Source organism: Vibrio genomosp. F10 str. ZF-129, assembly GCF_000287055.2.
In the GTDB taxonomy this organism is placed as follows: Bacteria; Pseudomonadota; Gammaproteobacteria; order Enterobacterales; family Vibrionaceae; genus Vibrio.
In genome coordinates this window covers 25718-46292 of sequence record NZ_AJYQ02000027.1, presented here as the reverse complement: position 1 = coordinate 46292, position 20575 = coordinate 25718, and the positions used below count along the sequence as shown (strand labels likewise).

General features: G+C 45.1%; 18 protein-coding genes. 9 read left to right on the top strand and 9 right to left on the bottom strand.

Annotated elements, in window-relative coordinates:
• Nucleotides 1-227: 227 nt before the first annotated feature.
• Nucleotides 228-734, top strand: a complete 507-nt coding sequence (locus A1QO_RS04345; protein WP_017033892.1) for a DUF3087 domain-containing protein — start codon at nucleotides 228-230, stop codon at nucleotides 732-734.
• A 21-nt stretch (nucleotides 735-755) separates the two neighbouring features.
• Here the strand turns inward: A1QO_RS04345 and A1QO_RS04340 are convergent, their stop codons facing one another.
• From A1QO_RS04340 to A1QO_RS04310, 7 genes are all read right to left on the bottom strand, one after another.
• Nucleotides 756-1958, bottom strand: coding sequence for an ABC transporter permease (locus tag A1QO_RS04340; protein ID WP_017037842.1), 1203 nt, complete (start codon nucleotides 1956-1958; stop codon nucleotides 756-758).
• Nucleotides 1955-3097: an ABC transporter permease gene (locus tag A1QO_RS04335; RefSeq protein WP_017039350.1), complete on the bottom strand. Its 1143-nt coding sequence runs from the start codon at nucleotides 3095-3097 to the stop codon at nucleotides 1955-1957. The genes A1QO_RS04340 and A1QO_RS04335 overlap by 4 nt, the downstream gene beginning before the upstream one ends.
• Nucleotides 3098-3119: 22 nt before the next feature.
• Nucleotides 3120-4094: an HlyD family secretion protein gene (locus A1QO_RS04330; protein ID WP_017037844.1), complete on the bottom strand. Its 975-nt coding sequence runs from the start codon at nucleotides 4092-4094 to the stop codon at nucleotides 3120-3122.
• Entirely contained in the window at nucleotides 4091-5509 is a 1419-nt protein-coding gene (locus A1QO_RS04325) for a TolC family protein (protein WP_017039349.1), read from the bottom strand. Before A1QO_RS04325 ends, A1QO_RS04330 begins: the two co-directional genes overlap by 4 nt.
• 212 nt (nucleotides 5510-5721) lie before the next feature.
• Entirely contained in the window at nucleotides 5722-6192 is a 471-nt protein-coding gene (locus tag A1QO_RS04320; protein WP_017039348.1) for a DUF3429 domain-containing protein, read from the bottom strand.
• Nucleotides 6193-6202: 10 nt separating this feature from the next.
• On the bottom strand, nucleotides 6203-6742 hold the full coding sequence (locus tag A1QO_RS04315) for a glutathione peroxidase (protein WP_017039347.1): 540 nt from the start codon (nucleotides 6740-6742) through the stop codon (nucleotides 6203-6205).
• Nucleotides 6743-6891: 149 nt separating this feature from the next.
• Complete coding sequence (locus A1QO_RS04310) at nucleotides 6892-8457, bottom strand: arylsulfatase (RefSeq protein WP_017033885.1); 1566 nt, start codon at nucleotides 8455-8457, stop codon at nucleotides 6892-6894.
• Nucleotides 8458-8739: 282 nt separating this feature from the next.
• On the opposite strand from A1QO_RS04310, the gene A1QO_RS04305 reads away from it, so the two are divergent.
• From A1QO_RS04305 to A1QO_RS04275, 7 genes are all read left to right on the top strand, one after another.
• Nucleotides 8740-9723 carry an AAA family ATPase gene (locus A1QO_RS04305; protein WP_017039346.1) on the top strand — a complete coding sequence of 328 codons (984 nt, stop codon included), beginning with the start codon at nucleotides 8740-8742 and terminating at the stop codon, nucleotides 9721-9723.
• Between the two features lie 12 nt (nucleotides 9724-9735).
• Complete coding sequence (locus A1QO_RS04300) at nucleotides 9736-10698, top strand: DUF58 domain-containing protein (RefSeq protein WP_017039345.1); 963 nt, start codon at nucleotides 9736-9738, stop codon at nucleotides 10696-10698.
• Nucleotides 10699-11229, top strand: coding sequence for a DUF4381 domain-containing protein (locus A1QO_RS04295; protein WP_017039344.1), 531 nt, complete (start codon nucleotides 10699-10701; stop codon nucleotides 11227-11229).
• Nucleotides 11222-12307, top strand: coding sequence for a vWA domain-containing protein (locus A1QO_RS04290; protein WP_017037848.1), 1086 nt, complete (start codon nucleotides 11222-11224; stop codon nucleotides 12305-12307). The genes A1QO_RS04295 and A1QO_RS04290 overlap by 8 nt, the downstream gene beginning before the upstream one ends.
• On the top strand, nucleotides 12300-14006 hold the full coding sequence (locus tag A1QO_RS04285; protein WP_017037849.1) for a vWA domain-containing protein: 1707 nt from the start codon (nucleotides 12300-12302) through the stop codon (nucleotides 14004-14006). The genes A1QO_RS04290 and A1QO_RS04285 overlap by 8 nt, the downstream gene beginning before the upstream one ends.
• Nucleotides 14003-15409: a BatD family protein gene (locus tag A1QO_RS04280; protein ID WP_017039343.1), complete on the top strand. Its 1407-nt coding sequence runs from the start codon at nucleotides 14003-14005 to the stop codon at nucleotides 15407-15409. The genes A1QO_RS04285 and A1QO_RS04280 overlap by 4 nt, the downstream gene beginning before the upstream one ends.
• A gap of 139 nt (nucleotides 15410-15548) precedes the next feature.
• A complete protein-coding gene (locus A1QO_RS04275) occupies nucleotides 15549-16454 on the top strand; it encodes a LysR family transcriptional regulator (RefSeq protein WP_017039342.1) in 906 nt (301 codons plus the stop codon).
• A 164-nt stretch (nucleotides 16455-16618) separates the two neighbouring features.
• On the opposite strand, the gene A1QO_RS04270 is transcribed toward A1QO_RS04275, so the two are convergent.
• Nucleotides 16619-18307 (bottom strand): alkaline phosphatase family protein, encoded by a 1689-nt coding sequence (locus tag A1QO_RS04270; protein WP_017039341.1) that lies wholly within the window; start codon nucleotides 18305-18307, stop codon nucleotides 16619-16621.
• A gap of 9 nt (nucleotides 18308-18316) precedes the next feature.
• Nucleotides 18317-19105, bottom strand: a complete 789-nt coding sequence (locus A1QO_RS04265; protein ID WP_017033876.1) for a formylglycine-generating enzyme family protein — start codon at nucleotides 19103-19105, stop codon at nucleotides 18317-18319.
• 137 nt (nucleotides 19106-19242) lie between these two features.
• On the opposite strand from A1QO_RS04265, the gene A1QO_RS04260 reads away from it, so the two are divergent.
• On the top strand, nucleotides 19243-20565 hold the full coding sequence (locus A1QO_RS04260) for an anaerobic sulfatase maturase (RefSeq protein ID WP_026026824.1): 1323 nt from the start codon (nucleotides 19243-19245) through the stop codon (nucleotides 20563-20565).
• The last annotated feature ends 10 nt before the right edge of the window (nucleotides 20566-20575 follow it).

The following is a 20575-nucleotide window of genomic DNA, read 5'->3' as shown; positions in this document are numbered from 1 at the left end:
GGATGTGCTTCATAGGTAGGTGATATGTCGAAAAAGGGCACATTTGGAAGGCTTGACGGTCATTACGCTAAAACTAGCCACTGATAAATTATCTCGTATTATCTTTAACGCACGGTATAATTCTCAGCCCAAGTCGGCGAGTGAGTTGTTGATGCTGGTTGGCGGCTTTGGGGCTGACTGCTATTGAGGTTAACGGCTGTGGGATTAACGGTGAATTTGGAGTACGGATGCAATTAGTCAATATAGATAAGAAAACATATCGATCGCGCCTTAATGTGGTCATTGTAGGGTGTATCGTCAGTTTGGCTATGGCCAGTTTAGCTATTTCACAAACCCTTATCTTGCTGTTCCCTTCAGATACTGGCTCACATTTTCACTGGAACTTGTTAGGTGTGGTTGCTAGCGCCCTCATGTTAGGGTTGTCGCTCGTTAAATTGAAAGCGCACCCGTTTATGTTTGAAGTCGCGTATGTGTGGGATCTAAAACAGTCGTTAAACTTAATCTACCGTAAAAATAGAAAGTTACTGGCAGCCGCTAAGCAAGGAAATGAAGATGCGTTATTGGCTCTCAAGTTTAACTATGCAGCGTCTCGTCAGTTGTGGGAATTAGACGATAATACGATCACCTTAGAGTCTCTAACAAAGTCGGAAAGTCAGCTAGAACTTTGGCTGCAAGAGTTCAATTTTCAACCCAATATTTCGAACTATCACAAAGGGCTACTTCAAGCTTTTTGATTCACCGCACGTTGATGCACCCTATGTTGATGTCTCAGATGCTGATATCCCCGATGCTGATATACTCTGTTCTGATTTAGCGCCTTCGTATCGGCATATTCTTATTTGTTTGTAGATGACACCGCCAAGAGCTAAAAGCCAAAGCAGAACCAGCAGCCAAAGGTGAGTGAATTGACTGGCGACCTGTTGCCAGCTTGCGCCCATTTGGTTGAGTGATAGAAACCCAGGTATTGCAGACGTGCTTGGGATGGATTGAGCGAACCACAGTAATGGTGTAGGGATCATCTCAATCGGCCAAATAAAGCCCGCTAAAAATATCAATGGCATGGAGCTAATAAGAACAATCACTGTCACTAACTCTCGTCTGGGCACCCAATAACCAATCACATAGCCAACCAAACAGCAAGCCACTAAAAATGGAATTAACAGTGCCACAATGTCATGCGGTTTCGCTAAGGTACTAATACCATAATAACTAAAGCTGGCACCAAAATAGTATCCGCTGAGCACAAGATAGACACCCACGAGTAAGACCGTTCGCGCGAGAAGTGCCATGACATGTTCACGGCCTGTCCATGAATGAGTGACGGATTTTTGAGTGGCGGTCAGTAAGCCCGCAGCCATGACTAATGTTTGCTGCAGAATCAGCACAAAGACGGCTGGAACCACATAATCGACATAGCCCATGCGCGGGTTAAAGGTTGGTTTTAGGTTCGCCTTAATACTTGAATATTGGTTGGCGGCGGAAACGATAGGCTCCCCACTTGCGATAAGCTGCGCGACTTTTACCTCTGCGCCCAGTGTTGCCCCCGTTTGTGCGAGCCCTTCAACCACTGTGCCATAAACAAGAAAATATGAAGCGTCCCCGGCATAGGCGAGAGTTGGACTTTTCCCTATCATCAAGTCTTTATAAAAGTGTTCGGGGATAACCAGTATCCCACTTATTTTACCATCAATAAAATCACTCTTAGCGGCTTCTATGCTGTAGCTTCGTTGTATGACTTGAACTTGAGGAGCCGCGTTGACCATGCGCTCTAGCTTAAAGCTCACGGCACTGTTGTCTAAGTTTACAATGGCGATCTTTTGTTCTAACGGCGATTGTTGTGAGTAGGGCAACGGGTATAGGAATGAGTAGAATATCACACCACCAAAAACAGTCAGAATGACGGCTTTGTTATTAAAGAAGTCGCGGATTTCACTTTTTAGCAGCGTCACAAAACTCATTGCGTTTGCTCCTTTCGGTAGTGCTGTTTGATAAGCCACAAGCACAGTAATGCGGCAAAGAAATAACCCAGCATTGGAGTGAGGTGTGTCATTGAGTCTAAAGCTGAGACACCGTAACTGGCTTGGGATACCTGAACCTCAATATAGTGACTGACAGGAAGAAGTGCACGCCACCACTGAGCCAGCATATTCATGTCAGTAACGGGAAATGTAATCCCCATGAAAGCAAAGCTTGGTGCTGTAAACGCTCCGGCGAAGCTCATGGCTCTGGTCGCATCTAGAGTGAGGAAAAAGAATAAACAGCCCATGATCATGCACGCTAAAATCATCATGAATTGCGCAACAATAATGGGTAGAAATGCGCCCTGCATCGGCCATCCTAGCCCTTGGTAAAACCAGGCTAAAAACAGAACACCTTGTAAAGCAAACACCCCAATATACCCTTTGAGTGTATGGTAAAGAGTGTGTATTGGTGATGAGCCTAACCATGGGTGTAAGCCGTCAAAACGACGATAATTAGCGGCGAGAACCATGATCGTACTGACGACAATCACGACCTGCCATAAAGCAGGCACGATAGCCGAAACCAAAAACTGAGCATAGTTGGTGTTTTGATTAAACAAAGCGGTGATTTGTGTGGATACTGGCACCGCTTTGCCGAGTGCCGATAGGGTGGTTGTATCACCAAATGCAAGGTTTTGAACCGTTTCAATGGATGCGTTGAAATACCCGATAGACTGCATAACCGCCGAATTTATCAGGCGACCTACGAGTATGTATTGGCTGTTGTAAAATACCGAGACTTGAGGCAAAGACTGACGGTAGATGCCTTTATCAAAACCGTCTGGGATGACCACATAGGCATAAATTCGGCTCTCTACCAGCGCGTCTTTTGCCTGACTGACATCTGAAAATTGTGTTTCAATCTTCAGAGTCGAAGACGCATCAAGCTGATGGCTCAAGCGTTTAGACATGGGACTATGAGCCAGATCCACGACACCAATAGGCAAATCGCGAGCGATGCCGGCAGAAAAGATTCCCCAGATGCACAGCGCTAAAGCAACCGGAATCCAAGATACACAGGCAAGCAGCCACTTGTCCTGTTTCAATATTTGATACTGTTGGCGAATTAGAGCCATGCTAAATCCCTGTCAATATTGCTTAAAGTTCAACAACGAGGCTCATGCCCATGCGAAGTGATTCAGTGGAATCGGTAGGGCGTGCTTCAACTTCAAAGGTTCGCAAATCAAACCCTTGTGATGCATCCGTTGATCGCCAAGTAGCAAAATCGCCCATCACAGCGACATGCATGACGGTGAAAGAGATGGTTTTATCCAGCGCGGGTAGAAAGGCATCAAACTGCGTGCCTTTGGTAAAATGTTTGAGGTAATCTTCACGAACATTCAGGACCGCCCAAGCATCCTGGGTGTCAATAACGGTGACGACAGGAAAGCCTTGTGGCGCGAGTTCGCCACTTTGCAATAAGACCTGAGAGACTTCGCCATCAAACCAACTTTCAATCTGGGTGTCTGCGGCAAAGGCTTCGACTTCGGCAACGGCCCCAGCCGCCATTAAGACCTTCTCTGCTGCCGCGATCTTGGTTTCATCTCGAGCGCCTTCTTTGGTCAGTTGATACATTTGAAACGCGGCACTTTCCGTGTACTTGGCTGCTTGCCATTGGGTTTTTACTTCATCGCGTTTCTGTTCGGCAACCACACCGTCGTTAAATAAGTTGTTGATTCTTTGGTACGTCTTTTCAAGTAAATCTGCCGCCGACTTTGCTTTTAACCATTGGTCTTTGGACGCTTGAATTTGTTGTGTCCGAGCGCCGTTTTCAGCCTCAGATGCAAGTGCGCCAGCGGCTTTTTCCCCAGCTTTTGCCTGGGCGAGTTTGGCTTCGATTTCAGGGCTGTGAAGAGTGAAAATCAAATCACCTTGTGTCACCTTATCGCCTTTACGGACCAAAACTTCATTAATTCTTCCCGGAACCTTTGACGAAATGCTGTACTGCTGTGCTTCTATCATGCCTTGCAAGCGAATAGGTTTTGGCTGATAAGCTTGATAAAAGCTGAACCCAACCCAGGCAACAACACCAACGACCAAAGAAGACGCTAAAAGAGGTTTGAGAGATTTCATAATGATTCCTTGCTGGTCATAGTATAAGCGTTAGATTGATATTGGTGGTAAGTGTTCATTTCGCTGGTCAGTGCGAGTAACTTATTCAGTGAAACAAGGTAATGGAAACGCGCCGCCGATTGCTGTGTTTGAATGCTGGCTAAGTACAATTGTGCATCGACAACTTCAAGTGAGTTGGATAACCCTTGCACAAACGCCCGTTCACGAAGGTTCAAATTTTCAGTGGCTAAAGCAATACTCGATTCCAGCCCCAGAACTTCATCGATAGACTGTTGCGCTTCAAGGTAGGTCTTTTGCACCAGTACCGAAAGGTCTTCTCTTGCTTGTGCTTTGAGCGATCGGACCTGCTGAACCATGCTATTCGCGGCTTTGACTGTATGGCTTCGGCCTGACGATTCAATAAGTGGAATACTCACACCAACCCCCACCATCCAGTCGGGTTTCATTTGGCTGGCTAATGTGTCGTCTTCATGCAGGCTATAGTCGCCATAGAGATACACCTCTGGGTAGTACTTTCCTTTTTCCGCTTTAATTAAGCTACTCGCTTGCAGCTCTTTTGCATCAAGCAGTTCAAGGCCAGGGTAGGTGGCGAGTGTTTGGTCAATGAATATTTGCATGGGAGGAAGTTGTTGATTGATGAACAGTGCTTCCGAAGGCGTGACGATACTATTTTGAGCCAAAATCTTACTTAATGCGGATTGCGCAATATCTAAATTACTTTGTGCTTTGCGTGTATCGACTTTTGCTTTGTCAAAAGAGGCTTCAGCTTGCAACCGTTCTACCCGAGCGACCTGTCCTTGTTCTTCAAGCTTAATGGCAAAATCAAGGTGTTGTGAAAGTCCGCGCTCAACATCGGAACGCGTTTTTAGCACTTCTTTCGCCAGAACAACGGAAAAGTAGTATTTACTCAGGTCTTCATAGCGAGCTTGCGTTTCCATTTTGTATTGGCTTTTTGCTTCTTCTGTTTGGCCTCTTGCGGCTTGTTGTGCAGCAGTAATTCGACCCCCAGTAAAGACGGGCCACACGGCCCGAATCGATGAGGTAAAAATATCTTGCTCAGTGACCGTCGTTTCAACCCCACCGAGAATAGGAAGCAAGCTGGATAGCATGGCACCAGAGCTGCCACCAATGGATGGAAATGTTGTCGCTTCCGCCAGTTGTGCCCCAGTAACGGTAACATCGTTGTCGAGACGCGTGTAATTTGCTCCTAAAGTAACGGAAGGGAGATTGAGGTTACCTTTTGCGTCTTGCAAATGCTGACGACTTTCTACATTCGAGCGCTGTGCTGCAAGCGAATGATTATTGTCTTGTAGCAGTTGCCACGCTTGATCGAACGTAATGGCAGCACTGTTTGCCGTGACAGAAAACACGCCGGCAGATAACACAATGATGGAATGTAAAAAGGTAGTTTTCATCTAGAATGCCAAATTTAGAGTAATAACTCTAATATACAGTATTCCGCAGAGAGTGCGATGCTTTTTTCATCTGTTTTGGTTCCAATAGATTGGCTTTATAGGCATTAATGAACCGATAAATTGGAAGGGTTACGCATTACAATGGGCCATGTAAAGGCCTTTTGCAATATCAAATCAACAGGTAGAGCAGTGATATGTCAATGGTTAACGTTCTATATTAGAAAGAGTATCAGGTGCATCATCAAGACGACACTCGTTAGTATAACCCTCATCTTAGAATACGGGGCTAAATTGGCTAATGACGTGCTCTTATGTGATGTTGAGGGATGTTGATAACGGCTAAAGTTTGAAGGGTATTCAGTGACTAACACACAAACGTAGCCAGCCATAAGAAGTAAAAGAGCGACAGTTATCGACTCTTCGACTTGAAGCAGGCTAACCCAAGCTAAAATTGCAAATACATTACTTAAAATCAGAGTCAATGAACGGTTAAGTTTCTCTATGCTTCTTCCCCACAACACTCCAGATAAAAAACTGAGAATAACAGTGCTGTACGTTACAAACAGAACATGGCCTTCTATGTTTACTAACTCTTTATCAGTAATGACAAGTCCTAACCCAAGACAAAAAGGAACAAGCCCTAGATACCCAAGCCCCATCATGACTCTGTTCATTGTTATCATAACCTAGTTCCTAAAGTTGCTGTTCAATGGCTTGAGTGAGAGTGCTGTTGAGTGGTGAAGTCTTGCTCGGAAATGTTGCGATGACCTTACCTTCCTTATTGATTAAAAACTTATAAAAATTCCATTTTGGTGTCACCCCAGCTTGCTTTCGGATCTCAGTAAAAACTGGATTGGCACCTGTCCCCTTTAAAGTGCTTCTCGCCATCATCGGAAATGTCACACCATAATCGAGATAACAGACGTTGGCTGTTTGCTCTTCACTGCCTCTGTCTTGGCGAAAGTCATTGCTTGGGAACCCGATGACAGAAAACCCTTTGTCTTTGTAGGTCAGATGAAGCTGTTCTAATTCTTTATACTGCGGCGTAAATCCACATTGACTCGCGGTGTTGACAACCAGCAGTGCCTTACCTTTGAATGCATCACACAACTCAACGTCTTCGTTAGAATTGAGCAGACGCTGTTTGCCGATTAGGATCTCAGGGCAGGATTCAGCATGGGAAAAAGGACTGATTGCACCCAGCAGCAAAAATGTGATTATGAGAGTTTTCATCGCATCGATTCTTTTTTATTGTCAGTACTGATATGTACTAAAAACGGATAAAGATCGATCACTTGAAGGCGGTAAAGAAAAAGCCCGAGGGCATATCTGCTCTCGGGCTTTTCATAGTAATCAAATGTTCATTCGATTAAATCAGTGATTTATTGCATCACTTTTTTGTGTACAGCGTCTAGTTGCTGAAGCTTACCTTGTAGCATAAGTACGTTCTGGTTGAAGTTACCAGGGTTCAATACTTGGCTTTGTTGCATTGGGTAGCCAGGAATTGTTGACAAGAATGACTGAACTTCATTACCTACTGGTACAAATAGCCACATGTTGTCAGCCATCCAACGCATGTACAAACCTGATTCGTGTGGTGCTTTTTCGAACGGGTCAGCACGTAGGTGAACGATTGACGGCCAGTTAGTTTGGAAACGAACACCATCAGAGATGTTACCTTCCATGTGTGCGAACTGTACTTTAAAGTCGCCAGTACGAACCGCATCTAACTCAGCATTTGCAGAGAAGTACATCAGAGAGTCACGTGGCCCTTCTTCTGCTTTACCTTGGAAGAAAGGTAGGAAGTTATGGCCATCTAGGTGAACACGCCAATCTTTACCGTTGTAACGTGCGCCTTTGTCTGACTTAAGATTCTCAACCACTTTGTCATCACCGGCTGCGGCAAGAAGTGTTGGGATCCAGTCTTTGTGGCTCATCATGTCGTTGATTTTTGTACCTGGTTCGATAGTACCCGGCCAACGTACAAGTTGTGGTACGCGGAAACCGCCTTCCCAAGTTGTTCCTTTTTCACCGTGGAAGAAAGTCGCACCGCCATCAGGCCATGTTGCTGTTTCAGCGCCATTATCGGTCGAGTAGATGACGATGGTGTTGTCAGCAATTTTTAGTTCGTCAAGCTTATCTAGAAGAATACCAACATGGTCATCATGTTCCATCATACCGTCTGCATAGATGCTCACACCGGATACACCTTGGTATTTCTCTTGTAGACGAGTCCACACGTGCATACGAGTGGTGTTGTGCCAGATGAAGAAAGGCTTGTCGGCCTTAACCGCACGTTCCATGAAGTCTAATGATGCTTCTAGGAATTCTTCATCCGCGTTTTCCATACGCTTACGCGTCATAGGGCCGGTATCTTCAATCTTACCGTCAGCGGTTGATTTAATAACACCACGAGGCGCGTATTTAGCACGGAACTCTGGGTCTTTCGGGTAGTAATAAGTTTCTGGTTCTTCTTCTGCATTTAGGTGATAAAGGTTACCAAAGAATTCGTCAAAACCGTGTGCAGTTGGAAGGTGCTTATCTTGGTCACCCATGTGGTTCTTACCAAACTGAGCTGTCATGTAACCTTGCTCTTTTAGTAAGTCAGCAATCGTTGGAGCCCAATCAGGAATACCGTGATCAGAACCAGGCATACCGATAGTCAGCAAACCTGTACGGAACGGTTCTTGACCCGTTAAGAATGCTGCACGACCCGCTGTACAAGACTGTTGACCGTAATGATCAGTAAATAGAGCACCTTCGTTCGCAATACGATCGATATTTGGTGTGTCATAACCCATCATGCCATTGTTGTAAGCGCCAATGTTGAAAATACCAACATCGTCTCCCCAGATAGCAAGAATGTTTGGTTTTTCTGCTGCTACAACCGCTGAAGACGCAGCTAGTAAGCCAACACCCAGTGCCAATTGATTAATATTAGTACCCATAAGGACTCCGATTTTTCATTTAGATTAATGCGTTAAAGCAACGCATCGATGACAAAACATTAATATCAAAAAGCACGGCTGTCCTTTTATAGTGGTTATAACCAAACGTTATATTCACGGTTGACGTATTGAATGGTAGCCAACGATTGATGGTGGAAATGTTTATTTAAATAAAACTTGGAGATAGAACGTTCCCTTTGAGTGGGATATGGCGTGTATAACCAATAGTTATAGAGCTTGTTAGTAAAATGTAGGCAGTTAGATTGAATGAAAGGAAGACCTATGAGCCATGCACGACAAGCGATACAACAACTTATCGAACACACGGAACAGAGTGTTATCGGCCAGAGCCATGTGATTCAGGCGCTGGTTATTGGGCTTTTGACCAACGGTCATGTGTTACTCGAAGGGCTTCCAGGAACGGCAAAAACGCGTTCTGTGAAATCACTCGCTAACTTATTGAACACCACGTTTGGTCGCATTCAATTTACTCCGGATTTGTTGCCGTCAGATGTCACGGGTACCGAAGTGTATCAAGAAATCGATGGGAAACATCAGCTGCATTTCCAAGCGGGTCCGATTTTCAACAGTATTGTCCTGGCCGATGAAGTCAACCGAGCGCCAGCCAAAGTCCAAGCGGCTTTGCTTGAAGCGATGGCGGAAGGCACCATAACGGTAGGGGGGCAAACTCATATTTTGCCTGAATTGTTTATGGTATTGGCCACACAAAACCCTGTCGAACAAGAAGGCACGTACCCGTTGCCAGAAGCTCAAATGGACCGCTTTATCATGAAAGTGACGGTCGATTACCCGGAAGATGAAGCCGAGCGCGACATTATTCGACTTGTACGCAGTGAGGAGCTTGGGGTCACCAAGCAAACCGATGATACCGCTCCACCCCATATAGAACCATCTCTCGTCTTAGAGGCACGTCGCCAACTTCCAGATGTTGCCGTTTCAGAATTAGTTGAACGCTATATTGTGGCGTTGGTGATGGCGACGAGAAAGCCAGAACGTTACCCTGATTCGAATCTTTCCCAATGGATTGACGTTGGTGCCAGCCCTCGTGCATCCATTGCGCTCGATAAATGCGCAAGAGCGTATGCGTGGTTGCAAGGCCGTGACCACGTGACCGTTGATGATGTAAGAGCGATGCTACCCACCGTGTTGGGCCATCGATTCTCTCTTTCTTACGATGCTCTAGCCGATGGTGTGAATCACCAACGAGTCGTTGAAGAGTTGCTCGACAGTGTCGAGATTGGATAGACAGGGGGCGTTATGGCAAAGCCGACACAAGCTCCAAAATCAAAAGGCCTTGATCCCAGACTTTACTGCGATTACGCAAGGTTAGTCAGGCTACAAGCACAAGCTGAGTCATTTTCTCTGCTTCCACATTTAAAGGCGGGGAGCGCGTTATCGGGGCGTCACAGTTCAATGTTCCGAGGGCGTGGCTTAAATTTTGAGGAGTTGCGTCATTATCAACGTGGTGATGACATCCGAAACCTTGATTGGAAAGTCACGATGCGAACAGGAAAGCCGCATGTTCGCAGTTACACCGAAGAGAAAGACCGCAATGTCATCATATGTATTGATCAGCGCAGCGCCATGTTTTTTGCTTCTCAACACTCGATGAAATCTGTTGTGGCGGCTGAAGTTGCTGCTATATGCGGTTGGCGAGTACTCAAAGAGGGTGATCGTGTCGGTTTTATGACCGTGTCCCACCAACGAATCTTTTATTCTCAAGCACAGCGCTCTCAATCAGATTTGCTTTTTCAATTGAAACGTTTAGCTCTGGTCAATCAGAGTTTAAATGTCAGTAAAAACGACCATAAAGAGGTCAGTTTTGAGCGTTGGATCGAACAGGTAACACGTATGAGACTCAAGCAGTCGACACTCATTTTCATTAGTGATTGGCGTGATTGCCAAGAGCAGCACCTCGATAGATTGAAACAGCTTCAACAACATAATGACATTCTCGCCATCATGGTCAGCGATCCATTGGAGCAGTCATTGCCTCAACATATCGCCAAGGCAAATTGGATTGTGGGTGATGGCAGTTTTCAAATCAACTTAGACAGCGCTTCGAAAGTCAGCATGGCCAGTGAGAGTTTGTCTCAACGGTCTGAACGCAAAAAGCAATCTCTTGCCCAGTTAATGGCAATGAAGCATCTGCCCTATATCGAATTGGACACATCGGGTGATCACATATCGCAGTTACAAAAACGGGTAGTAGGGAGATAGATGTCCATCGAACACACTCCACCGAGTACCTATATCTTACGAAATCTTCACGATATCGCGATACCAGAAAGCGTGCGTTGGTTTCCACAAACCATCGGTTGGAAAATGGTGGGTTTCGCTTTACTGCTGGTCGCTCTGTATTTTGCTTATGGCATGGTAAGGCATTGGTGGACGAACCGGTATCGCCAAGAAGCCGTATTAGCCTTGAAGTCGATTGATCCACAAGAAAAAAAGGCAGCGGAGCGTGCGTTTAAGATACTCAAAGTGGTGCTTCGTCATTTAGACAGTCGCAATGCTCGCTTATTTGGGCAGCCGTGTTTGAATCAGTTAGACGCCTACCGAACAAGCAATAAAAAGGCGTCACCACTGTTTACCGATGCGCTTTCTCAACGGTGGATGCAAAGCCTTATTGACCCAAAAACCGAGCTCACCAGAGATCAACGTGTTGAGGTGATTAATAAATCCCTCGAATGGATAAAATCGCATGGAACCTCTGTGGTGCTAAGCTCAACGGAGAAAGGGAATGCTTGATATTTTTTCTGCTAGTTTTGAATTTATCTATCCCTTGTGGTTCATCGCCTTGCCTTTACCTTTGTTGGTCTATTTTGGCGTACCAGCCTATCGCACCAAACAGATGGCGATCAAAGTGCCTTTCTTCAAAGAGTTAGTTAATGCCATTGGCGAAGCGCCTTCAGAAGGTGCGAGTCAGTTAACTGCGAGCTGGTGGCAACGCATAACATTAGTCATAACTTGGGTGCTGGTGGTGTCTGCATTATCGAAACCGACGATGTTGGGTGAACCGCAAGTCAGAGAGCAGTTTGGGCGTGATGTGATGGTTGTGGTCGATCTATCTGGCTCCATGGCAGAGCAAGACTTTACATCGAAAAATGGCAAGAGAGTTTCTCGACTCGACGCGACCAAAGAAGTGCTTACTGAGTTTGTGACCACTCGGCGAGGTGACCGGCTTGGATTGATTTTATTTGGTGACGCGGCTTTTGTGCAAACCCCGTTTACTGCAGATCAAGAGGTATGGCTGGAGCTATTAAATCAAACCGATGTGGCCATGGCGGGCCCAAGCACACATTTAGGTGATGCGATTGGTCTGGCGATTAAGGTTTTTGAGCAGAGCACTCAGAAAAATCAGAACACTCAAGGCTCGTTTGATGATGCAAGTGCGGATGAGCGTGAGAAGGTGGTGATTGTGCTCACGGACGGGAATGACACGGGGAGTTTTGTTGGGCCTGTTGATGCGGCTAAAGTCGCGAAAGCGAAGGGGGTTCGCATTCATGTTATTGCAATGGGTGACCCACAAACCGTTGGTGAAGTGGCGCTTGATCTCGATACGATTAATCGAATTGCCCAAGAGTCGGGAGGCAAAGCGTTTGCAGCACTCAATCGTGAAGAGTTGAGTCAGGCCTATATTGACATTGGGGAGTTGGAGCCACAGTTATATGAAAGTAGCACTTACCGACCGAAGCAGGGGTTGCATCACTATTTGATGGGTATTGTTGTGGTTATGTATTTAACGGCCTTCAGTGTCGCGACAGGGTGTCGTCGGATGCTTGCTCAATCAGATAATCATAATGTGGAAGGAGCGAACGATGTTTGATTCTCTCACAATACAACAGCTAGTTACGCAGTTTCATTTTATACGCCCTTTGTGGTTATTGGCCTTCGTTCCGATGTTCTTTTTACTCTGGATGCGTTGGCAAGAAGAAACCAAAGCAAGCTGGAAAGAGTTTCTTCCTACCCATTTACGCAATGCGTTAGTGATAAGCGAAATGGGATGGCGAAAGCAGCTGCCGCTTAAGCTGCTTATCGTTATTGTGACTATCGCTATTACGATTTGTGCAGGACCGACTTGGCAGCGTGAAGCATCCCCATTCGGTGAAGACAAAGCCTCCATGCTGGTCGTGTTGGATAACAGTGAATCTATGCTGCAACAAGATTTACCTCCTAGCCGATTAGAACGTTCGAAACAAAAGATTAGAGATTTATTAGCTGCTAGGCAGGGGGGAAGCACGGGGTTAGTTGTTTATGCGGGAAGCGCTCATGTTGCGATGCCCGTTACACAAGACAGTAAAGTGTTTGAACCGTTTTTAGCGGCAATAACACCAGAAATTATGCCTGTATCAGGAAAAATGGCAGAAAAAGTATTGCCATTGATTCAACAACAACTGTCTGGGGAATTAGGTACAACAGTGCTACTTGTCACAGATGGTGTCAATCCCACCACCATCCGAGCTTTTGAAGATTTTTTCAGTGAAAGGCCTTATCAGTTATTGATACTGTCGGCAGGAAACCGTGACATTGTCAGTAAAAATCCGGTGGATCTAGACTCATTGAATCTCCTGGCTCGTAAAACAGGTGGGCGCTTAGTTGAAGTCACGATTGATGATACCGATATAAGGCAGTTAAATAGCGCGGTGGAAAGAAATCTACAACTCAACGGCGAGTCTTCGATGCCATGGAAAGACATGGGATATGGTTTGCTATTTCCCCTTGCGCTCATCATGCTGCTTTGGTTTAGAAAAGGTTGGTTGGTGCAATGGTGTTTGCTTGGTTTGGTCGTCACTGGCTCATTTTATTCCCCTGATACCTTAGCTCAAACGGTTCAATCAAACGCAGAGCAAACTGCCGCTAACGAGACCGTTATTGAGTCAGTTTCTATGTGGGACAAGAGTGCCCAATGGTGGTGGGATTTATGGCTCACCCCCGACCAACAGGGGCAGCGCTTGCTGAATCAGAAAAAGTATCTTGAAGCGGCAAAGCACTTTGATGATCCATTACGTAAAGGCGTCGCGTACTATTATGCGCGCGAATTTAAACTGGCTCACAGTGCATTCCTTCAGGTAAAAACCGACCTGGGTACGTATTATGTTGGGAGTGCATTAGCTCGTCAGCGTGAGTACCTGGCGGCTCGTGATGTGTTGAAAAGTTTGGCTGATAATCCTGAACTTTCTGCCCAACTTAGGCCTGATGTGGAAAACAACTTGGCGGTGGTCAGCAGTATTATTGAAGACATCAACCGAACAAGCGAAAGCCAAATGGGAACGACTGATGGGGCCGAAGAGTCTTTTGAACTCGATGCTGATGAGCCGAGAACAGGCGATGGCGCAGATGAAGAAACGGTGGCTGAACTGATGATAAAGGAGACGCTCAATTCAAACGAAATTTTGGGAAGCGAAGAGCTCGCTGATAAATGGCTACGACGCGTCGAGGCCGATCCTAAGCTTTTCTTAAGGGCTAAGTTTTATATCCAGCTCAAAGCGCCCGTTTCTTTGCCTAGTGAGGAGAACAAGCCATGATGTTTATTCCTTCCACCTATTATACACAGCGACAGGTGGCGTTTCTTACATTGTGTCAACTGCCTAAAGCGCTAAGAATGCGAGTCCAGCGAATTTACCAACCATTGTTACTGACGTTAGTCCTTACTTTTGTCGCTGTTACGGGCAGTTTGTTCGTGACGTCTGCTGTTGCGGCCGATATTTATGACCTACAAAAAAGCGGTGATGTCGCTATTCGTGCATGGGTTGGCAAGAATCCAGATGAGAGCGTGGGTGCAGTAAAGCCAGGTTTCAGCATCTATGAGCAAGTGATCTTTACCATTGAAGTGTCGACCCCCCGCTGGCTTACTGGAGGAACGAGAATTGGTGAGGTGGATATTCCTAATGCGTTCTCAATACAGCGCAATCAATTAGCCACTAATTATACAGAGAGAGTGAAGGGCGTGACTTGGTCTCGTCAACGGTGGGAAGTGACGATATATCCACAAGTATCGGGCGAGTTTGTTATCCCAGCCATTCCAGTCAGGGTGCAGGTGTCCGCGCCGAATGGCTCGAATGTAGCGGGTACTTTGTATACGCAGCCAATGAAATTTGACGCTTCGTTACCCTCAGGGAAACTTAGCCAAGAAACCGCCTGGTTTACTGCAACAGAAGTCGGCTTTGAGCAAGCATGGCGAGCCTCTAGTGACGATTTAAAGGTTGGTGACGCGATTACAAGGCGTGTGACCGTGAGCGCGAAAGACAGCTTATCTATATTGTTGCCTGCTCTTTTAACCAATCAGTCAACTCAGCAATATCAGGCTTATCCACAGCCGAATTTGCTTGATGATATGCAAGAACGAGGTAATTATCGTTCAAGTCGCACAGAAGAATCTGTTTACGTTATTCAACAAGGTGGTGAACTGACGTTACCTGATTATTCGTTTCAGTGGTGGGACAGCAAAAATCAACGTCTTGAAACCGTAGTCGTAAAAGGTGAAGTGTTTAAAGCAAGGCATACTCTTCAATCTTTTATCAAAACCTATTTCTTGCAGTTCGTTATTGTTATCAGTGTTGCTATCGCTTTGGTGACTTTGTTGATGGTTGTAAATCGTTATTACCGAAACAAACCAGCGCCAAGCTGGTGGGTATTACGTTGCTTATTGAAAGACGGACAATGGCCAGAGATTAGGACCTTTGTCTATGAGCAATTGAGGCTACAGACCTCGCAACTTGAACTCAGTAAAACCACGCAGCAGGTACAGTGGCAAGCAGACAGTGAGCGATTTCAACAAGGCGAGGAGAATAAAGCGGTATTAATGAGATTATGGAAAGGACTTCGTTTGGTGTCTACTAAACCGTCTAACCATCGATTATTCTCGTCAATCATACTGCGTTTGAAGCTACCTAAAGCATTATTAGATTTAGAAGATAAGCTGAAGTAAACCGTTTAAAAAATACAACCAATAAGCGCTCTAAGCGGTTGGTTTAGCGTGGAGCTATGCACAACTTTTTGCGAATCTTATCGAATTAAAGAAGCCGTTTCTCTATGATAGAGATCCCGCTTCTTTAATCTGGAACCTTATGAAAAGTACCGAGCTCAATTTGATTCCAATATTTGTCGCGATTTACGAAGAGCAGAACTTATCGAGAGCGGCAAATCGAATGGATATAAGTCAGCCTGCCGTCAGTAAAGCCCTCGCAAGACTGAGAGATATCTATGACGAACCCTTATTTCATAGAACGACATCTGGGGTTGAGCCAACCACATTTGCAACGGACATTTACCCTGCAATGGCTGCCGCGCTTAAAAACTTTACATCCACGTTATCTGCATCTAGGGACTTTGATCCCAAAACATCGAATCGCGTATTCTCTATTGCGTGTGTTTCGTCAGCAAGCTACGAGTTAATGCCTAAGGTGATGAGCCTTATTAGTCAGGCCGCACCAGATATCACACTAGAAGTTCATCCATTGTTTACAGAAGATTATGAATCGGACTTAAGATTACAGAGACACGATATCATTCTGGATATGAAACCAAGGGGAAGAACGACGTTAAAGCATGAAGTCATTTCCATTGAAGAATTGGTCGTTGTTTGTCGTTCCGACCACCCAACGATTGGTGATACTATCGACATGAAAGAGTTCCTAGCCAACGAACACGTTGTTGTAGCTCGTTGGCATGCTCGTAAAAGTCTTTTGAGTTCTGAGGACTTTGGTGATTTAGAGAAACGCAAAATTGTCTACCGAGCGCCAGGTGTGGTTGAGATGCTTCCAGTGATTGAAGACTCTGACTATATTGGTTTGCTACCGCTCTCTTCTGTGCAGTGTTTTTCAAAGAAGTACAAAGTAAAAACGTTGCCCTTGCCGTTTCAGTTGAATAACTGCGACATGTGCATGATTTGGCACCCCAGCCGAAGTAATGAGTCGAGCCATCAATGGCTACGGTCAAAAATCAAGGCCGCGGCCAAGGCTTTACCCCATTAATTCGGGTTAATATCTCTTCGCCAGTGGCGATTTAAAGTAACCATCACACATAGTATAAGGGTCGCTTATCGTTATTTTATAAGCAGCCCTTTGCGTGTAACGTTACTGGTTGAAATTACCAGGGCGAAGAGCTCGAGTATTATTCAGTAACTGGTATTTAGTAACTAGTATTCAGTCACCTCAGCGAGTACTTCACCAATAGAACCACTTGGCTGAGTAATGCCTAACTTGTTAGACAGAGTCGGGGCAATATCGTAGGGCGTAATTGCCCGTGTTACTTTTTGTGATTTGATATCAAACCCAGCAAAAATAACAGGTACGTGTGTATCATAGCGCCATGGAGAACCATGCGTTGAAGCGATTTGTAATCCTTCCATATCATTAATGTAGCTTCTTGGAGTAAACACGACATACACATCACCAGAACGAGCCGGGTGATAGTTGTTTTTGATCAGTCGCGTTAAATGAGTATCTGGAACTTGATTACGAGCAATATCACTACTTGAAACCGCGTAAGCAACACCACTGATTTTAGAGACTTCATCAGCAATCGCATTTTGTACTTGTGCTAAATTAACCTTTTTCTTCGCGATAACATCATGGTTCAAATAAATATAAGGTTGGGCAAACAATCTTATAGCGTCAGTACCCAGCCCAAATTCACGCTTCAAGCGTTGCTCAACACCTTGTGATAATAACGTATCTTTGTTGAAGTACAGCGCCTGCTTAAACCCTAAGGCGTTCGCTGCTGGTGATGCTTCTGGCACGCCATGATCAGCGGACAATACGATCAGTGTGTTTTCTAAACCGACCTGGCTATCAATCGTTTTCAGCATTTTTGCAATGGTTCTGTCTAAGCGAATCAGGTTATCTTCTGTTTCTAGGCTTTCTGGGCCATAAAGGTGAATCACATAGTCGTTAGAGGAAAAACTGATCGATAGATAATCGGTAACGTCTCTTTTACCGAGCTGCTCTTGCATAAGCAAAGTACTTGCAAAGTTTTCTGTGAGCTCGTCACCAGCAGGGCTCACTGTTAGTGTGGTGCTGAAGTACTTGTAGCTTGCAGGACCGTAAGGGTGAGGGAATGTTCGTTGAAACCCTGCGAGATCCACTTTATGGTCTGGGCTTGGTTCGTCAAGGGTGTATTGATCGCGTGGTAAAGAAAGCTCCCATCGTTGCTTGGAATATTGGTCAGCAATTTTTTTCTCGTTCCAGCGAGTTACCCATGCAGGGTAGTTGTCGTAATAATAATTGCTGGTGACAAACTCAGATTGTGCTTTCGAAAACCAAAATGCTTTGCCACTGTGCCCGGCTAAGGAAATCGCTCCACGATCTTTCACTGACACAGCAAATACCTTTGACATTCCACTTGTAGATACGGTTAATTCATCACTAAAGGTGGTGGAAAGGATAGGCATTGGCGATCGGCCATCACCTTGCGCCGTTTTTTGCGTTGGATCGATTTCTGTCAATTTGTCAACGCCAGCCCCTGCTGTCAGTATGTGATAGTTTGTATCTTCAACGTTGTAGACTAAGCGCTCTGCGTTACGGTCATACCATACGTTGCCAATCATCCCATGAACGCTCGGTGGGGCGCCGGTTGCTAAAGAGACATGACCCACGATAGTTTCTGTATTTCCGTGTTGGTAATGTGCATTGGTGTAGTAAGCGCCTTCATCCATCAAGTAACGAAAACCACCTTCACCGAAGTTATGCTTGTAGCGTTCAAGCAAGTCTGCACGAAGGCCATCAACCGTAATTTGTAGCACTAGGTCTGGGTTACTTTCTGACGCTGATACAGGTCCTAGACAGAATAATGCGAGCGTTAACGCTGACAATCGAGTGTATAACATGAATGGTCCTTATTTAACGTCTTTGGCTAGGCGTAAACCCATGTCAGACATGATAATTGATTGGCTTGCAAAATCTCGGCGATAATTCTCAGAGAGCGTGGCATCGTAAGCAAAACTGCCCCCTCGGACGGATTTATGAGATAAGTGGACATCACTGTGATGAGCATTATTTGGATTATCTGTTGGTCCAAATCGATAGAACGTATCATCGAAGGCATCAATTACAAATTCTCCGACGTTACCTGTCATGTCATACAAGCCAAGTTCATTAGGCATCTTTTGGCCTACCGGGTGTGCTCTGTTTTTCGAGTTCCCGGCAAACCACGCGACATCGTCAATATTATTCGATCCGCTGTAGGTAAAGCCTTGACTCTTTGTTCCACCTGTCGCTGCGAACTCCCATTCGGCTTCGGTTGGAAGTCGATACGCTTCACCGGTGAGTTCATTCAATTGCTCGATAAAATAATTCGCTTGTTGCCAGCTTAAGTTATTAACTGGTACTTGTGGATCCTGAAAGAAGCTGTGAGATGCCCCCATCACTGATTCAAACAGTGCTTGGGTCACTTCGAATTGTGCAATGTAGAAGCTGTTTACGGTCACTTCTCGTGCTGGTTTTTCTGCTTTGGTGGCATTTGGGCTATTGGAACCCATGGTAAATGTTCCACCTTCAACCAAAACCATCTCCTGATCGATCTGTAGAGCGATCGGGTGTGGCGGCACGCTGGCACAACCACTCATTAGTAGTGTGAATGTTATGCCGCCAATAGCTTTTAAGTGATTGTAATTAAATGTTTTCATTGGTTGCCTTAAAAATACAGAAGAGAACGTTATTGTAGCGTTTTCGGTCATGACAAATGGTTATAAAGGGTATAACAGGCGACAAATATTAATCAGGTTTATGATTGCTGTAAGACATTAAGATAGGTAAATAAACAATGCATATTACTCAAGGTCCTCAATATAACGGCAAGGCTTCAAAACGATTACATGTCATGGCTAAACCGATCGGTGCTGTTTGTAATATTGACTGCACATATTGTTATTATCTAAGTAAGCAGGACCTATTGGAGTATAAGAAAGGGTGCTCTCCTAAAATGGATGAAGCCATGTTAGAGAGCTATATCCAGAATTATATTAATGCGCAAAATACACCCGAGATCATCTTTTCATGGCAGGGTGGTGAGCCGACCATGCTTGGTCTGGAATACTTTCAGAAGATTGTTGAGTTTCAGAAAAAATACCAGCCTGATGGTGTTAAAATATCGAATGACTTACAAACCAACGGTATCTTGCTGAATGATAAATGGTGTGAGTTTTTAGCAAAGAATCACTTTCTTGTAGGTCTGAGTATCGACGGCCCAGAGATGCTTCACAATACTTATAGAACCAATAAAGCGGGCAAAGGTACGTTCAAGCAAGTGATGGCGGCGGTTGAATTGCTGCACAAGCATAAAGTGAGCTTTGCGACGTTAACATGCGTCAATAACCTAACCAGTCAAAATGCACTTGAGGTGTACCGCTTCTTGCGAGATGAAGTGAAGTCTCCTCAGATGCAATTCATCCCCATTGTTGAACAAAAGACTTTCCGTGATACTGCTCCGCAAAAGTGGCAGCCTAGTGACCAACCTAAGCAAGGGGATAAAAGACTCATCCCAGGAAGCAAAGACTCTGTTGTTGAATCGTGGTGTGTCTCTGATCTGGCTTGGGGTAATTTCTTGATTACCATTTTTGATGAGTGGGCGCGTAAAGACATAGGTAACGTTTTTATTCAATATTTTGAAGCAAGCATTGAAACGTGGATGGGGCGCAGAAATCCGCTTTGTACGTTAAGTGACTTATGCGGGAAAGGACTTGCAATGGAACCCAATGGCGATGTATTCAGTTGTGATCATTATGTCTATCCAGAGTACAAAATCGGTAATATACATCATCAGAAATTGGATGATATGGCTTATGGCCCAGAGCAGCAGAAATTTGGCTTCGCGAAAACACGCACATTAACGACGCAGTGTCAGGCGTGTGATTACCAGTTTGCTTGCCACGGAGAGTGTCCAAAAAATCGTTTCATTCGCACTAAATCTGGCGAGCCAGGACTCAACTATTTATGCGCGGGGTGGTATAAGTTTTTCTCGCATGTTGATAAGTCTATTGCTTACATACTTCGAGCAACGAAACACCCAGTAGCCCACGGGAAATACAGTGATGCCGTATTGCGCGAACAAATGAAAAAACGTGTTGGCTTTGAAACTAAATTTTAAGGATTAACAT

Excerpts from the sequence above, each read along its gene's own strand:
- A1QO_RS04330 (WP_017037844.1), bottom strand. The coding sequence starts at position 4,094 with ATGAAATCTCTCAAACCTCTTTTAGCGTCTTCTTTGGTCGTTGGTGTT.
- A1QO_RS04295 (WP_017039344.1), top strand. The coding sequence starts at position 10,699 with ATGTCCATCGAACACACTCCACCGAGTACCTATATCTTACGAAATCTT.
- A1QO_RS04260 (WP_026026824.1), top strand. The coding sequence starts at position 19,243 with ATGCATATTACTCAAGGTCCTCAATATAACGGCAAGGCTTCAAAACGA.
- A1QO_RS04300 (WP_017039345.1), top strand. The coding sequence starts at position 9,736 with ATGGCAAAGCCGACACAAGCTCCAAAATCAAAAGGCCTTGATCCCAGA.
- A1QO_RS04340 (WP_017037842.1), bottom strand. The coding sequence starts at position 1,958 with ATGAGTTTTGTGACGCTGCTAAAAAGTGAAATCCGCGACTTCTTTAAT.
- A1QO_RS04325 (WP_017039349.1), bottom strand. The coding sequence starts at position 5,509 with ATGAAAACTACCTTTTTACATTCCATCATTGTGTTATCTGCCGGCGTG.
- A1QO_RS04305 (WP_017039346.1), top strand. The coding sequence starts at position 8,740 with ATGAGCCATGCACGACAAGCGATACAACAACTTATCGAACACACGGAA.
- A1QO_RS04280 (WP_017039343.1), top strand. The coding sequence starts at position 14,003 with ATGATGTTTATTCCTTCCACCTATTATACACAGCGACAGGTGGCGTTT.
- A1QO_RS04285 (WP_017037849.1), top strand. The coding sequence starts at position 12,300 with ATGTTTGATTCTCTCACAATACAACAGCTAGTTACGCAGTTTCATTTT.
- A1QO_RS04270 (WP_017039341.1), bottom strand. The coding sequence starts at position 18,307 with ATGTTATACACTCGATTGTCAGCGTTAACGCTCGCATTATTCTGTCTA.
- A1QO_RS04290 (WP_017037848.1), top strand. The coding sequence starts at position 11,222 with ATGCTTGATATTTTTTCTGCTAGTTTTGAATTTATCTATCCCTTGTGG.
- A1QO_RS04265 (WP_017033876.1), bottom strand. The coding sequence starts at position 19,105 with ATGAAAACATTTAATTACAATCACTTAAAAGCTATTGGCGGCATAACA.
- A1QO_RS04320 (WP_017039348.1), bottom strand. The coding sequence starts at position 6,192 with ATGATAACAATGAACAGAGTCATGATGGGGCTTGGGTATCTAGGGCTT.
- A1QO_RS04275 (WP_017039342.1), top strand. The coding sequence starts at position 15,549 with ATGAAAAGTACCGAGCTCAATTTGATTCCAATATTTGTCGCGATTTAC.
- A1QO_RS04335 (WP_017039350.1), bottom strand. The coding sequence starts at position 3,097 with ATGGCTCTAATTCGCCAACAGTATCAAATATTGAAACAGGACAAGTGG.
- A1QO_RS04310 (WP_017033885.1), bottom strand. The coding sequence starts at position 8,457 with ATGGGTACTAATATTAATCAATTGGCACTGGGTGTTGGCTTACTAGCT.
- A1QO_RS04345 (WP_017033892.1), top strand. The coding sequence starts at position 228 with ATGCAATTAGTCAATATAGATAAGAAAACATATCGATCGCGCCTTAAT.
- A1QO_RS04315 (WP_017039347.1), bottom strand. The coding sequence starts at position 6,742 with ATGAAAACTCTCATAATCACATTTTTGCTGCTGGGTGCAATCAGTCCT.